Origin of the sequence: Microcoleus sp. PH2017_24_DOB_U_A (assembly GCF_020738205.1) — a bacterium.
Classification (GTDB): Bacteria; Cyanobacteriota; Cyanobacteriia; order Cyanobacteriales; family Microcoleaceae; genus Microcoleus.
The window spans coordinates 72,525-86,861 of sequence record NZ_JAEQCT010000045.1; the positions used below are offsets into that span (position 1 = coordinate 72,525).

Annotated in this window: 14 protein-coding genes; 5 read left to right on the forward strand and 9 right to left on the reverse strand. The window is 45.7% G+C overall.

Features of this window, described 5'->3' with window-relative positions; all coding sequences use genetic code 11:
- Positions 1-139: 139 nt before the first annotated feature.
- From JGK07_RS13545 to sufR, 3 genes are all read right to left on the reverse strand, one after another.
- The gene (locus JGK07_RS13545; protein WP_293175370.1) at positions 140-517 is read right to left on the reverse strand and encodes a hypothetical protein; all 378 of its coding nucleotides are present in this window, start codon (positions 515-517) and stop codon (positions 140-142) included.
- A gap of 89 nt (positions 518-606) precedes the next feature.
- Positions 607-771 carry a hypothetical protein gene (locus JGK07_RS13550; protein WP_293175475.1) on the reverse strand — a complete coding sequence of 55 codons (165 nt, stop codon included), beginning with the start codon at positions 769-771 and terminating at the stop codon, positions 607-609.
- Positions 720-1,409, reverse strand: coding sequence for an iron-sulfur cluster biosynthesis transcriptional regulator SufR (gene sufR, locus JGK07_RS13555; RefSeq protein ID WP_293175372.1), 690 nt, complete (start codon positions 1,407-1,409; stop codon positions 720-722). The genes JGK07_RS13550 and sufR overlap by 52 nt, the downstream gene beginning before the upstream one ends.
- A gap of 185 nt (positions 1,410-1,594) precedes the next feature.
- Here sufR and sufB point away from each other — a divergent pair, with 185 nt between their 5' ends.
- The 3 genes from sufB (at position 1,595) to sufD (ending at position 5,505) form a co-directional block, all read left to right on the forward strand.
- Positions 1,595-3,034: a Fe-S cluster assembly protein SufB gene (gene sufB / locus JGK07_RS13560; protein WP_293175374.1), complete on the forward strand. Its 1,440-nt coding sequence runs from the start codon at positions 1,595-1,597 to the stop codon at positions 3,032-3,034.
- A gap of 360 nt (positions 3,035-3,394) precedes the next feature.
- Positions 3,395-4,186: a Fe-S cluster assembly ATPase SufC gene (gene sufC / locus JGK07_RS13565; protein ID WP_293204420.1), complete on the forward strand. Its 792-nt coding sequence runs from the start codon at positions 3,395-3,397 to the stop codon at positions 4,184-4,186.
- A complete protein-coding gene (sufD, locus tag JGK07_RS13570; RefSeq protein ID WP_293189484.1) occupies positions 4,183-5,505 on the forward strand; it encodes a Fe-S cluster assembly protein SufD in 1,323 nt (440 codons plus the stop codon). Before sufC ends, sufD begins: the two co-directional genes overlap by 4 nt.
- Positions 5,506-5,947: 442 nt before the next feature.
- On the opposite strand, the gene JGK07_RS13575 is transcribed toward sufD, so the two are convergent.
- From JGK07_RS13575 to JGK07_RS13585, 3 genes are all read right to left on the reverse strand, one after another.
- Entirely contained in the window at positions 5,948-6,547 is a 600-nt protein-coding gene (locus JGK07_RS13575) for a TerD family protein (RefSeq protein ID WP_293175380.1), read from the reverse strand.
- Between the two features lie 201 nt (positions 6,548-6,748).
- Positions 6,749-7,318 (reverse strand): TerD family protein, encoded by a 570-nt coding sequence (locus JGK07_RS13580; protein WP_293175382.1) that lies wholly within the window; start codon positions 7,316-7,318, stop codon positions 6,749-6,751.
- Positions 7,319-7,444: 126 nt separating this feature from the next.
- Positions 7,445-8,005 (reverse strand): AAA family ATPase, encoded by a 561-nt coding sequence (locus tag JGK07_RS13585; protein WP_293189485.1) that lies wholly within the window; start codon positions 8,003-8,005, stop codon positions 7,445-7,447.
- A 188-nt stretch (positions 8,006-8,193) separates the two neighbouring features.
- On the opposite strand from JGK07_RS13585, the gene JGK07_RS13590 reads away from it, so the two are divergent.
- Positions 8,194-8,880, forward strand: coding sequence for a PEP-CTERM sorting domain-containing protein (locus JGK07_RS13590; RefSeq protein ID WP_293175386.1), 687 nt, complete (start codon positions 8,194-8,196; stop codon positions 8,878-8,880).
- 118 nt (positions 8,881-8,998) lie between these two features.
- Here the strand turns inward: JGK07_RS13590 and def are convergent, their stop codons facing one another.
- Both def and JGK07_RS13600 read right to left on the reverse strand, forming a co-directional pair.
- Entirely contained in the window at positions 8,999-9,532 is a 534-nt protein-coding gene (gene def, locus JGK07_RS13595) for a peptide deformylase (protein WP_293175388.1), read from the reverse strand.
- Positions 9,533-9,633: 101 nt separating this feature from the next.
- Positions 9,634-10,878 (reverse strand): HhoA/HhoB/HtrA family serine endopeptidase, encoded by a 1,245-nt coding sequence (locus JGK07_RS13600; protein ID WP_293223714.1) that lies wholly within the window; start codon positions 10,876-10,878, stop codon positions 9,634-9,636.
- A gap of 1,038 nt (positions 10,879-11,916) precedes the next feature.
- Between JGK07_RS13600 and dnaA the strand changes: the two genes are divergently transcribed.
- Positions 11,917-13,287, forward strand: a complete 1,371-nt coding sequence (dnaA, locus tag JGK07_RS13605; RefSeq protein ID WP_293175392.1) for a chromosomal replication initiator protein DnaA — start codon at positions 11,917-11,919, stop codon at positions 13,285-13,287.
- Positions 13,288-13,611: 324 nt separating this feature from the next.
- Here the strand turns inward: dnaA and JGK07_RS13610 are convergent, their stop codons facing one another.
- Complete coding sequence (locus JGK07_RS13610) at positions 13,612-14,337, reverse strand: glutamine amidotransferase (protein WP_293189487.1); 726 nt, start codon at positions 14,335-14,337, stop codon at positions 13,612-13,614.

Genomic DNA, 14,337 nt, shown 5'->3' on the forward strand with positions numbered 1-14,337 from the left:
TCTTGTGGGGTGGGCCGGAGAGCCCGCCCGCACCAACAGGCAAGATGCCTGTTCCACAAACAGTAAATTCTCTTGTGGGGTGGGCCGGAGAGCCCGCCCATCAGCCCGATCGCAAATCCAAAAACGCAGCATCCATACCCTACTCTCTGCGAATCTTCGCATCCTTCTCAAACCACGCCACAACCTGCTTAACTGTTAATTGCTCGATCGCCCCTCCAACTTCTGTCGCAATTTGCCTCAAAGGCCGCAAAGACGCAACCACCAAATTCGTAAAAAAGTTTTCAAAACTAGCATCAAGTTCGATCGACCCTTTAATACTCTCATCATTCTTAATCCAATCCATCACCTGCCCATTAGTCACCTCAGCCACCGGCAAACCAGTCTCCCCAGCAATTTGCTTCAACACCCTCAAAGCATAAATAGCCAGCCGCGCCGAAAACTTCTCCTTCGACGACAACAGCGCCATATCAACTTCCGCGCACTCTTCCGGCTTTAAAAAATCAGCTAATGGTTCCATAGTTATTAGTTACTTGTTATTAGTTACTTGTTACTTGTTATTTGTTATTTGCGATGCCCTGAGCGTAGTCGAAGGGTTATTTGTTATTGCTAATCCGTGACATCCGTTAAATCCGTTACAAAATCCGCTGCCGAACCGACATCCGTTAAATCCGTTACAAAATCCGCTGCCAATCCGCCATCCGTGACATCCGTTAAATCCGTTACAAAATCCGCTGCCGAACTTCCTTCCTCGCAATAATCAAATAACCGCAACGGTGCTCCCCATCAATAATCCAGTGAGTGCGCTCGATCGTACAATCCGGCAACACAGCCGCAAACATCTCCAACTCATTACCACAAACACTCGGAAAAGTTTCAGCCACATTAGAAATAGCACAATTGTGTTCCATAAACACAAATCGATCGCCCTTATCGCGATCGCACAAATCATCATCCACAGAATCTACAGGATACCACTCAGCCATGTAACCTTCATCCCTGCGAAGCTCCATCAACCTAGCCACCCGCTCTTGCAGCGAACCCGCACCCATCACCCTGCGGTACTCCATCGCCTTACGTTGCCACTGTTTTCGCAAGATAGAAATCACTTGCTCGCGGCCAACAGTCTCAGCCAACGTATCCAGAAAAGAAATCGCAAAATCGCCATAACGATTCGGGAAGCGATCGCGCCCCAGACTGGTAAGCTCATAAATGTGCTGCGGTCGCCCCATCCCAGCCTGAACCGACCGATACTGAATCAGCCCCTCCCCCTCCAAATCCTTCAAATGACGGCGAATCGCCTGGGGGCTGACATCCAAAGACTCCGCCAACTGGAGAGCCGTCCCTTGACCCCCCTTGAGCAAAAACTGCAAGATGTCTTGTTTAGTGGAAGTCTGCTGAGTCTGCATCATCTTCACAAAAAAATATTTCTGAGACTTTGACAATATCACTATTGTTAATGTAGCTTAAAATATAGTAAAGCAACAGATTTGTTGTTTAACTTCCCAGAGCAGTCCAGCAGAACTCGCTCAAGCCAGACAGTCATTGCCCCGTCTGCCATCCAGAGATTTATCTAGAACACTGAACACGCAAAATAATGAGTTCTACAGCCCAAACCCTAGTTAACCAGCCCTACAAATACGGTTTCGTCACCGACATCGAGTCAGACACCATCCCCCGCGGCTTGAGCGAAGATGTAGTGCGACTGATTTCCTCCAAGAAAAACGAACCGGAATTCTTGCTGCAATTTCGCCTCAAAGCATACCGCAAGTGGCTGACCATGACCGAGCCGACCTGGCCTCATGTCAACTATCCCGCGATCGACTACCAAAACATTATCTACTATTCCGCGCCAAAACAAAAGCCCAAAAAGCTCAACAGTTTGGACGAAGTTGATCCGACACTATTAGAAACCTTCGAGAAATTAGGAATTCCCCTATCCGAACAAAGACGGCTGGGAAATGTCGCCGTCGATGTCGTTTTCGACAGCGTTTCAATTGCCACAACCTTTAGAGAAAAACTAGCCAAAGACGGCGTTATCTTCTGTTCCATCACAGAAGCAGTCAAAGACTATCCCGAACTAATCGAAAAATATCTTGGCACTGTTGTACCAGTCGGCGACAACTTTTTCGCAGCCCTCAACTCCGCCGTATTCACCGACGGTTCCTTTGTTTTCATTCCCAAAGGCGTCAAATGCCCAATGGAATTGTCAACCTATTTCCGCATCAACAACGAAGATTCCGGCCAGTTCGAGCGCACCCTAATTATCGCAGAAGAAAACAGCTCTGTGTCTTACTTGGAAGGCTGCACTGCGCCGATGTTTGACACCAACCAACTGCACGCCGCCGTCGTGGAATTGGTAACAATGGATAATGCCGACATCAAATACTCAACAGTGCAAAACTGGTACGCCGGCGATGCTAATGGTAAAGGCGGCATTTACAACTTTGTGACTAAGCGTGGTTTGTGTCAAGGAGTCAATTCCAAGATTTCTTGGACACAAGTAGAAACTGGTTCCGCGATTACTTGGAAATATCCCAGTTGCGTGTTAGTCGGCGACAACTCCGTAGGCGAATTCTACTCAGTAGCACTGACAAACAACAAACAGCAAGCTGACACCGGAACTAAAATGATCCACGTTGGCAAAAACACTCGCAGCACAATTATTTCCAAAGGAATTTCGGCGGGGAACTCTTCTAACAGCTATCGCGGCTTAGTGAAAATGGGGCCTAGTGCGAAAGGCGCTCGGAATTATTCTCAGTGCGATTCGATGCTGATTGGCGATAACGCTCAAGCGAATACTTTCCCTTATATTCAAGTGCAGAACCATACTGCTAAAGTGGAACACGAAGCCTCGACTTCCAAAATTGGGGAAGAACAATTGTTCTTCTTCGCCCAGCGGGGAATTTCCGCAGAAAATGCTATTTCGATGATGATTAGCGGTTTCTGCAAAGATGTGTTCAATCAGTTACCGATGGAATTTGCTGCGGAAGCTGATAAGCTGTTGAGCCTGAAACTCGAAGGAAGTGTCGGGTAGAACTCACATCTTGCACTATTATCAAAAAACCTGTAGGGGTGGGTTCACCAAAAACCTTAAAAGGTGCAAACAGGTTAAATAAACCCGCCCCCACCCACCAAAAAGCCCCTGATAGAACTCACATCTTGCGCCATATATCAAACACCTGTAGGGGCGGGTTCACCAAAAACCTTAAAAGGTGCAAACAGGTTAAATAAACCCGCCCCCACCCACCAAAAAGCCCCTGATAGAACTCACATCTTGCACCATTATCAAAAACTTGTAGGGGCGGGTTCACCAAAAACCTTAAACGGTGCAAACAGGTTAAATAAACCCGCCCCCACCCACTGTAAACTGCATTGAGGCCAAGGAAAAAAAGAGATGATTGTTGAAAATAGTCCAGTAATTCTATCCGTCCGCAATTTAACTGCGAATGTTGAAGATACCCAAATCCTGAAGGGTTTGAACCTAGAAATTAAATCCGGCGAAATTCACGCCATCATGGGCCCGAACGGTTCAGGGAAAAGCACATTATCCAAAATATTAGCCGGCCATCCCGCTTATACAGTAACAGGTGGAGAAGTGACATTTTTAGGGCAGAATCTACTGGAATTACCGCCAGAAGAACGCTCTCTGGCTGGTGTGTTTCTAGCATTCCAATATCCTTTAGAAATTCCCGGCGTTAGCAATGTCGATTTCTTGCGCGTGGCTTACAATGCTCACCGCAAACATCGTGAATTGGAAGAATTAGATGCTTTTGATTTCCAAGATTTAATCGAGGACAAGCTGGATATTGTTAAGATGAATCCGGCTTTCTTGAGCCGCAGCGTAAATGAGGGTTTTTCCGGTGGCGAGAAAAAGCGCAACGAGATTTTGCAAATGGCGCTGTTGGAACCGAAGTTAGCTATTTTGGATGAGACTGATTCTGGTTTGGATATCGATGCTCTCAAAATTGTTGCTGGCGGTGTGAATCAGTTGTCAACTGCTGAAAATTCGATGTTGGTGATTACTCACTATCAGCGGTTGTTGAATTACATTATCCCTGATTTCATTCACGTCATGGAAGCTGGTAGAATTATCTTAACTGGCCCGAAAGAGTTGGCGCTGGAATTGGAAGAGCGCGGTTATGACTGGGTTGTGGAAGAGGAAGCAGCAGGAGTTGGCGCGCGATGATAAATACTCAGGTTGCTACTAGGGAAATGTTTTTGGCTGATTTGGTTAATCAGTGCGGTAAGTTGGAGGTTGCTAATAGCGAAAGTTCGACTTACGGGTTGCAGGATTTGCGGGATGCGGCGACTGAATATGTGCTGGCTGCGAGTTTTCCGACGGTGAGGGATGAGGAATGGCGCTTTACTGATTTGTCGCCGGTTTTGCAAGTTCCTTTTCATGTACCGCAGAGCAATCAGTCAAATGTTAAGCTGACTGATATTATTATGCCTGTGAAAAATCGGGATGATTTACCATTAAGATTGGTATTTGTTAACGGTTTTTATGCGCCGGATTTGTCAACGGGGAATTTGCCGGACTTTTATGTAGGTAATCTATCCAATGTACCGGAAAAATATCGATCGCGCATCACCGATGTTTTGAGCAAGCACAAACAGCAAACTGAAGTGTTCACAGCCTTGAATACTGCGGGTTTGGTGGATGCTGCGGTGGTGTTCGTACCGGCTAATATGCCGATCGACCTTCCGATTCATTTGCTGTTCCTGACTGCACCAGGTGCATCTGGGACGATGTGTCAGCCGCACTGCTTAATCATAGCTGAGGCTGGCAGCAACATCACTGTCGTTGAGGATTACGCAACTATCGGCAATGTACCCGCTTTTACGAATGCTGTGACGGATGTTGTTGTCGGTGAAAACGCCACGGTGAATCATGTTCGGCTTCAGCGCGAAGGTTTGGATGTTGTTCATGTGGGCAAAAGTGCGATCGAGCAAGCGCGCAATAGTCGTTATACTTGTCATGCTATCAGTTTGGGCGGCAAAATATCGCGGCACAATTTAGAAGTATTTCAGCGCGGCGAAGGCACCGAAACAACTTTAAACGGCTTAACCGTAGCCTTTGGCGAACAGTTGGCGGACACTCACAGTTTAATCGATTTCAATCATCCCCACGGCACAAGTCGGCAATTGCACAAGTGCATTGTCGGTAACAAAGCCCGCGCTGTATTTAACGGCAAAGTTTTTGTTCGCAAAGCCGCACAATTAACAGATGCCGGACAATTGAGCCGGAATTTGTTGCTGTCGCCGAGAGCACGTGTCGATACAAAACCGCAGTTGGAAATTGTGGCGGATAACGTTAAATGTTCCCACGGTGCAACTGTCAGCCAGTTGGAAGATGATGAACTTTTCTACTTGCAAAGCCGCGGCTTAGATTTAGAAAGAAGTCGCTATTTGCTGATTGATGCTTTTGCGGCGGAAATGCTCAATCAATTGCCGATTGTTGGAGTGGCAAAAATGCTTTCTACCTGCATGGCTATCCAAGAATAACTGATTGGTTAGCATACAAATTAGGACACAGCAATGCTGTGTCCCTACCCATAAATATTGTACAATTTTCAACAAATCTGTAAGGGCGGGTTCACCAATCACATTTACTTCCCACAAACAATCTATATAAACCCGCCCCACCACCACAGACAATCTAGATAAACATAGATTTTTATTTAAATCAAAAATTGTGGTTGTCAATTTTTGATTTATTCAACTAAATGTAATCCCCGTCTGTTTTACCAGAAAGAATTGGTTTCAAGCCTCTCTCCCTTGTAGGAATAAACTAAAATCAGACTATTCATTGCTCCTATCTTTTTCCTTCTAGCCCAAGTGCTGTCAACTGTCAACTGTCAACTGTCAACTGTCAACTGTCAACTGAATGAAGGCGGGTATATGTGAAAAGATGAATTATCTTTTGAACACAAGTGAAGCTTTTTATTCACCGCATAAACGAACCGACAACACCGTTCAAATCTTCAGCCAAAGGATTTCCCAAGGCCTTAAATTTCCACTCGCCACCTTCTCGATAAACTTCTCCCATCAACATATTTAATTTGCCTTCATAGGAAGGATCGCTTGACAAGCGATAGCGAGCAATTTCTTTTCCGGCTGCATCTACAGCCCTCACAAAAGCATTTTCTACCATGCCAAAATGCTGTTGTCTGTCTTTTCCATTGTAAATATTTACGCCCAAGATAATTTTGTGATATTCTGCTGGTAAAGAGCTTAGTTTCACAAATATTTGTTCATCATCTCCGTCTCCGGCTCCCGTGAGATTGTCGCCGGAATGAACAACTGTTTTATCCTTCGACTCTAAATGAGAGTAATAAATTACATCTTCTTTGTAATTTTTTAATTTGCCATTTTCTCCCAGCAGCAAAGCGTAGGCATCTAAGTCAAAATTTGCACCGCTGCTTCTACCGAAAAGACCTGTTTTAGCTTGCGCTACATCCCAGCCCAAAGCTAATGTTAATCGGGATAAGTCGAATTCACTTTTGCTGAGTACGATCGATTGTCCTTTTGTCAAGTTAATAGCCATATCTTTGTAATTGTGTAAGGTTTATCGTGCAATACAGTTCTGATCAGATTTAGGTTGAAACCGCGCCTATACAAACAAAGCTCGATATCAGCGGGTTGAAGAACGGGCGATTGAAATTACCTGACTTTCTTCAGTCCGCCTCTGGGGACTTTGTTTTTTTAGACGAGGTTTCAATCCTACGTCTTCTCTATTTCCTTCTGATCAGGCGTACTTATCTACAAAGCTTTGCAAGCCGGAATTATAGCCTTGTCCGACAGCTTGGAACCTCCACTCGCCATCTTTCTTGTAAAGTCTGCCAAACTCCACCGCAGTCTCCCGAGAAAAATCCTCGTCCAAATCGTATTTCGTTACTTCTGTATTAGTAGTGGTGTCGTAAATCCTGATAAAAGCATTCCGCACTTGACCAAAATTTTGTCTTCTCGATTCCGCTTCGTGGATTGTCACGACAAACACAATCTCTTCTACCGCTGGATCGACTTTGGTTAAATCAACTGTAACGGTTTCATCGTCGCCAACTCCTTCTCCGGTTCTGCTATCTCCCAGATGTTTTACAGAAGAATCCGGCGACTCGTTGTTATTGTAGAAAACAAAGTATTTTTCGCTAGGAATTTTACCAGCAGCGCCCAGCATAAACACGGAAGCGTCTAAGTCAAATGCCCCTCCGGTGTCTGTAGCGTTGATATCCCATCCCAAACCGATCCCGGCATTTTTCAGCCCCGGTGCTTCTTTAGAAAGATTGATTCTTCCGCCTTTTTCCAAGTTAATTGACATTTGCTCTCCTGTTCGCGACATCACTGATGTTATTTAACAATTATACGACAAATTTTAAATGTCAAGGATCATATGTCTTCTCTTTAAACGATTGATTTAGGAGCGCGCATTCGGCACATAGCGATGTCAACTCACTGATTCATCTTGTAAATGTGCCAAAATCCGATCGACCGTTTCTGAAACCGTTAGATGGGTTGAATCCAGCCAATAACCGAGATGAGGGGTTTCGGTGCGGAGGATGCGATCGAATTCATAAACCATGGTTTCGTTGGCATATCCGGTCTTCAATCGTGCTGCATCCCGTGCCGCTACAACCTCTGCCGAGGGACACAGAACGATCGCACACAACGGCACATCATGAAACGAGGCAACTATCTCAGCAAGTGCCGAACCAATGATAATGTCTTGATAGACAACGGTAAAGCCAGCCTGGAGATATTGTCGCGCTGCCATTGCTGCCAGGTGATAGCGCAATTGAAGTTGCTGATATGCCTCTGCTGACAAATTTAACGTCATTTGGGCCTGCCCATTCACGATCGCGCGACGAAAGATATCCCCGCGCAGGTGAACGCTTTTGGGCAACCTTTCGGCAAGTGATTGGGCAACTGTTGATTTTCCAGCAGCCATATTTCCGGTAATTAAAATAATTTGTGGCTGATGATTTTCAGGTTGTTGATTGCTGTTCATAATGTTAAAAATTATACCACCAACTTTTAATATCAATAACAACTATACAAGAAAATGAGTGATAAAAATATTTTAAAACGTAAACGTTTGTGAATATTGTAGATACTTGCTTGCCATTATTTATTATGAGGGATATTCTAGTTACATCGATTAGAGAGCGAGTTGATTAGGGACTTCATTGAAAAGTTATGACCAATAATACTCGAAACATACTGGCAGTTTTAGCAGGGACAGCGATCTGCTACGGAGCAATTTCAATAGCCGATATGCCGATCGCCCGCTCGGCAGTTCTCACGTATAATTTGAAGGCGCCCGGATTTGCCAGCGGTTTGGTTAAGTTTAGCAACTCTGGGATTGCAGGAATAGGCATAGAAGAAGCTACAGTTTCTGAAGGGAGATTAAATACTGTATTTGTTGCCGGATTAGCTGGACCAAGTTCGCCAGAATATCGATTGCCACGCAGAGAATATTATGATTTAGCAGGAGCAATAGCTTTATTTTTTGAAGGGGAATTTCGCGGCATAAAAGCTAGGGGTTCAGACAGATTAACCGAAGTAGTTGACATTCCAGACACAGGATTTGGAGAGTATTACACGAGATACGAGTCAGGAGCAGCCTGGTCTTTGGATACCAATGGATTATCTAATCCCGGTCGGTGGATATCTGGATTTGAGGGATATACTGAAACTTATATCTACGCTCGCACTCATTTTCTTGGTGTTGAGCGATCGCCCTATCGCTCTGGTAACACTATGTTGTATGAACTGGCAGACACGGCAGCCGAACCAGTTCCCGAACCAATGACTGTTGCGGGAACTGCTTTAGCATTGGTTGGTTTTGCGGGTTTCAAGCAAACAAAAAAGATGGCATCTTGAGGATGCAATCGCCGTACTTATGTAATCTCAAAATCTCGAATTTACTACTTTGTATAGGTTGCACGAACAGTCTGCTCACCAGTACAATGAGTAACAATCGGCTAACAGTATTGCACAGCTAAAGTAATTTAACAAATTGCTGCTGATACTCATCCTCTGTCATCAGTTCTGTCGTGCTTTCCACCCTGTCTAAAAACACGATCCCATCTAAATGGTCGTATTCGTGCTGAAAAATCCGAGCCACAAAGTCTGTCAATTCTTGTCTGTGGAGTTTCCCGTCTCTACAAGTGTATTCAATTTCGATCGCCCTACTTCTCGGCACCAATCCCCGAATCCCCGGAATACTCAAACAGCCTTCCCAGTCTTTGGCTGTATCTGTTGATGCCGCGACAATCCGGGGATTAATCATCGCTGTCGGTTCCATGTGCGGTGCTTGGGGATACCGCAGGTTGGGGCGGGATGCGACGATGAACAGCCGATCGCACATCGCAGCTTGAGGGGCGGCAATTCCCACTCCGTGCGCGTGTTGGACGGTAGAAATTAGGTTGTCGATTAGCTGTTGAATGCGATCGTCCTTCACATTCTCGACAACTTGCGACGGTTGGCGCAGTACCGGATTTCCTAATTGTGAAATTTGCAAGATTTCTGGCATAGTTATTGGTTAGTTGTTATTTGTTATTGGTTATTTGTTATTTGTTATTTGGTTATTGTTAAATAACTACTGCCAACTGCCAACTGCCAACTGACAACTGATTATCGAACTTGTTGAACGGGCAAACTCCCCGGTTTCACACTCAAATTAACTATTTGCCCGTTGCGGTTGATTTCCATTTGCAAATTGCCGCCAACCTTCGCATTTTGCACGAAGTCCTGAACAGCTTCCGACTGAATAATCGGCTGATTGTTAATCTTTTGAATCACATCTCCAGCCCGCAAACCTGCGGCGGCTGCGGGAGAATTAGGAACAACACTCACAATCGCCACACCGCGATCGACTGCAACTCGCAAATTGCTGTTAGCATTGCCGTTAATTTGCTGCTTCACCTCTGGAGTCAGCGTCGCCATTTCAATACCCAGATAAGCGTGTTCGACTTTCCCCGTCGCAATCAGTTCCTTCGCCACCTCTTGCGCCGCCTGAATCGGAATCGCAAACCCCAATCCTTGAGCACCTTGAATAATCGCCGTATTCATCCCGATCACTTCACCCGAAGCATTCAGCAGCGGGCCGCCGGAATTTCCCGGATTGATTGCAGCGTCTGTTTGAATAAAACCAATGCGCTTGTCGGGTACGCCCACCTCGGTACTCGATCGCCCTGTAGCGCTAATTATCCCCGCTGTCACCGAATTGTCCAAACCCAAAGGATTGCCGATCGCGATCGCCCATTCCCCAGACAGCAGCTTATCAGAATTGCCGATCGTCACCACAGGCACATCATTCGCCTCAATCTTCACCACAGCAACATCCGTCACCTTATCCGCCCCCAACACCCGCCCCTGATAGCTGCGGCCGTCCTTGAGAGTGACATTTACCGTATCCGCGCCCTCTACAACGTGAGCGTTAGTGAGAATCACGCCGTCAGTCCCGATCGCAAAACCCGAACCAGTACCCCGTTCGATTCCGCCCCTGCCGCCCGAATTTGGTTGTCCACCAAAAAAATCCTCCGGCGAAACCCCTCTATTTCCTGGTTTCACCTTGCGCGAAGCATCGATCCGCACCACAGCCGGCCCCACTTTTGCCACCGCAGCCACAATAAAATTCACATTAGCCGCATCCCCCGACAAGGGAACAGGCGACAAGACTTTGCTAGCTTGAGGCTTAGTATTAGCAGGCGGCACTTCCAATCTCGGTTGCAGGGTTCTTTGTCCCCCATCCCCCGAATTTGCACGCAATTGAGAAACCGACAGCCGATCGCCCAACATGGCGGCTCCTGCTCCCGTTACCAGCAGCAATATATAAATTGCCGGTTGCTTCCAAAATTTGCCAGTAGAACTCTTCATCGCTACGTTTTAAGGCTTTCGGGCCAAATTTAAATACTTGCCTAGCAGCTCTTTGATACCTGCTATATCCGCAGAGCCACAAACAAAATTTTTGGGCGATCGGCAGACTCCCTTAAACTCTAGCATTGACCGAAAGTAATTTGGTCAGCCGATTGTAGATTTTAGCTAAGGTTAATATTTCAGACAACTTGTTGATCTACACTCATGTTTCAAATTTTTTCTCATTTTTTTTCGTCTCCCGGCTCTACTTGGGGACATAAATCGATCGGCTCTACCTCCCGTGAATCAGACACAAGCGAGGAAGAGCCTGGGAAATAAGGGCTATTTGTGTTTTTTGTTCAGGGTTTTAGGCAGTTGCCAAAATACATAGGTTTGTCTAGGTTTTCTCAGAATTTGACGAAAACCAACAATAATTGTGATAAACTGGGGAAACGCTTGATTAGTGCGGGTTGCTAAAGCTTACTGGGTATGAAAACCACAGAAAAACACTTGGCTCAAACTGATCGTCAAAAAACCAAATATTTCAAGTCCTCTGCTAATCAAGGCAGTCTCTAACTGGGAAGAGTAGGCCAACCTGAGCAAAAAGGCAAGCATATAGCACTTGCTCTAGGCAAAACATAGACCGCTAAGTTTGATTTACAGATTTCTGTAGGTTTTTAGAAGCGGCATATAAACTCCTTGGTCTGTACAAAGACCATAAAAATGGGAAATTGACGAGCGTTTTTGGTGGCAGCCAGTCGCTCTGAAAAAAACAAGCGATCGAAAGCGTCTCTAGTAACAGCTAGGGGCGCTTGTTTGCTTGTTAAGGTGAGTCTAACACTGCTTTAGCGTGTATATAATTGTTACGGAAAATATTTTGGGCAATTGTTTTACTCCACTATCAACGAGGCAGAGCCTCTAGATATGGGTTCCCAAACAGATCCCAAGCCGACACCATGTCGCTCGATCGATCGACATTCAAAATCGCCACTTCGATTAAACTGAGTTCTGTGAGAATACAAATTGAATCTCTTGAATGCCGATCGGCAAAGGTAAGCAGTGGACATTACGCTCGAAAGTCTGTGGAATCAGATACTTGAACGTCTCCAGGTACAACTGAGCAGGCCTAGCTTTGAGACGTGGATCAAAACGGCCAGAGCCGAACAACTCGAAAATAACTGTTTGATCGTCAGCGCCCCCAACCCCTTTGCTCGCAATTGGTTGCAAAAATACTACGTCAAAACGATCGCCGACGCAGTTGAAGAAATTCTCGGCTATCCCGTAGAAATTTACTTGACAATTGCCGGGGGAAATGAAACAGGTGGTAGCAACGACTCCGCCATGATTTGGCCATCCCCGATCGCCGATAGCCCCGAAAGCCACTCCCTACACCCGCCGAAACCTGCCCATTTAAACCCCAAATACGTATTTTCCCGCTTTGTCGTCGGTTCCAACAACCGCATGGCCCACGCAGCAGCCCTCGCAGTAGCCGAGTCTCCGGGCCGAGAATTCAATCCCCTATTTTTGTGCGGCGGCGTTGGTTTGGGCAAAACTCATCTCATGCAGGCGATCGGTCATTATCGCTTAGAAATTGACCCCAGCGCCAAAGTTTTTTACGTTTCAACTGAAAAATTCACTAACGATTTAATCGCTGCCATTCGCAAAGATAGTATGCAAACTTTCCGCGATCACTATCGCGCAGCCGATGTTTTATTAATAGATGACATCCAATTTATCGAAGGCAAAGAATACACCCAAGAAGAATTTTTTCACACTTTTAATACATTGCACGAAGCCGGAAATCAGGTAGTTTTAGCTTCCGATCGCCCGCCGCAGCAGATACCCCGCCTGCAAGAGCGCTTGTGTTCCAGATTTTCGATGGGATTAATTGCCGATATTCAATTGCCAGACTTGGAAACACGCATGGCAATTTTGCAGAAAAAAGCCGAGTATGAAAACATGAGGCTGCCGCGAGATGTCATAGAATACATTGCTTCTAGTTACACTTCCAACGTTCGGGAATTAGAAGGTGCTTTAATTCGAGCCGTAGCATATCTTTCTATTACCGGTTTGCCGATGACTGTGGAGAATATCACCCCGATTTTGAACCCGCAAACTGAAACCGTAGAGGCGACACCCGATGCAGTCATTGCAGTTGTGGCTGAGGTGTTTGATGTTTCTGTGGAAGACTTGAAGGGTGTTTCCCGCAGGCGAGAAATTAGCTTTGCCCGTCAAATCGGGATGTATTTAATTCGGCAGCATACCGATTTGAGTTTGCCGAAGGTTGGCGAAGTTTTCGGCGGCAAGGATCACACGACAGTGCTTTATAGTTGCGACAAAATTGCTCAGTTGCGGAATACCGATCCGACTTTAGCCCAAACTTTGCGTCAATTGAGCGATCGAATTAACGCTGTCAGCCGCAAAAGTTAAGAAGAAGAAAGAAGGAAGCCATGACAGGGATTCGGACGGGTGCATCTCAATGAGTGCAAATATATTCGTAGGGGCGAAGCATTTCGGTAGTCAATCTCTGGTTATCACTAATAAATTGTCTACCGAAATGCTTCGCCCTTGTAATATCATGCGTGAAAAAATGTTGCAACAATAAAATTGTTGGGCGATGTGAAACGGAGGGTTGTTTCGTTCACCCAATGTGTAAGGTGCGTCGCCCCACCGATTTTCACTCTTTTTTAGAGATTGTTTAGGGCGACACACCCTACATATACTCTCAAACTGTCAACTGTCAACTGTCAACTGTCAACTGTTGAAAGCCTGCGGTAAAGACGCTAACCAATCTTCCCAGAACTTCGCTGCTTGAACTGATAAATGTCCAGCATAACGAATTGTATCCTCTCGAAGTTTAGCGACTGTGATATCAGGCGTTGCTCCAATTTCACACGCATGACCAATGAACCACCGTTCTAATCCTTGAGCTGTGACTTCTGGATGAAACTGCAACGCCAATCCTCCTTTTTTCCATGAAAAAGCTTGGTTTTGATAAATCGCACTAGCCGCTAAATGAGTGCTATCAGTAGGCAGATCGAAGGTATCTCCATGCCAATGAAGAACGGCTGTTTTATCTCCTGCTAAGTGAGCAAGTGGTGTTTGCTGACCTGCTAGACTCAGGTTTAGAGGAGACCATCCAATCTCTTTTTGCAATCCAGGATAAACTTTCGCTCCTAAAGCACGAGCCATCAACTGTGCCCCCAAACAAATCCCTAGCGTAGGCAAATCGTTAGCAAGACGATATTCTAATAGACGTAACTCATCAATTAGAAACGGATAATCCTGCTCATCGTAAGCTCCAATTGGGCCTCCAAGAATTATCAGCAGACTTGTGTTGCGATCGATCTGAGTCAAATCATCCGATCCAGCTTCTAAATATCTGACTGTGTAGTTTTGCTGATTCAATGCTTCAGCTAAACTTCCCAGATCCTCAAAGGCAATATGTCTAATGACAGTGGCGTGTTTCAAAGTAGTCAC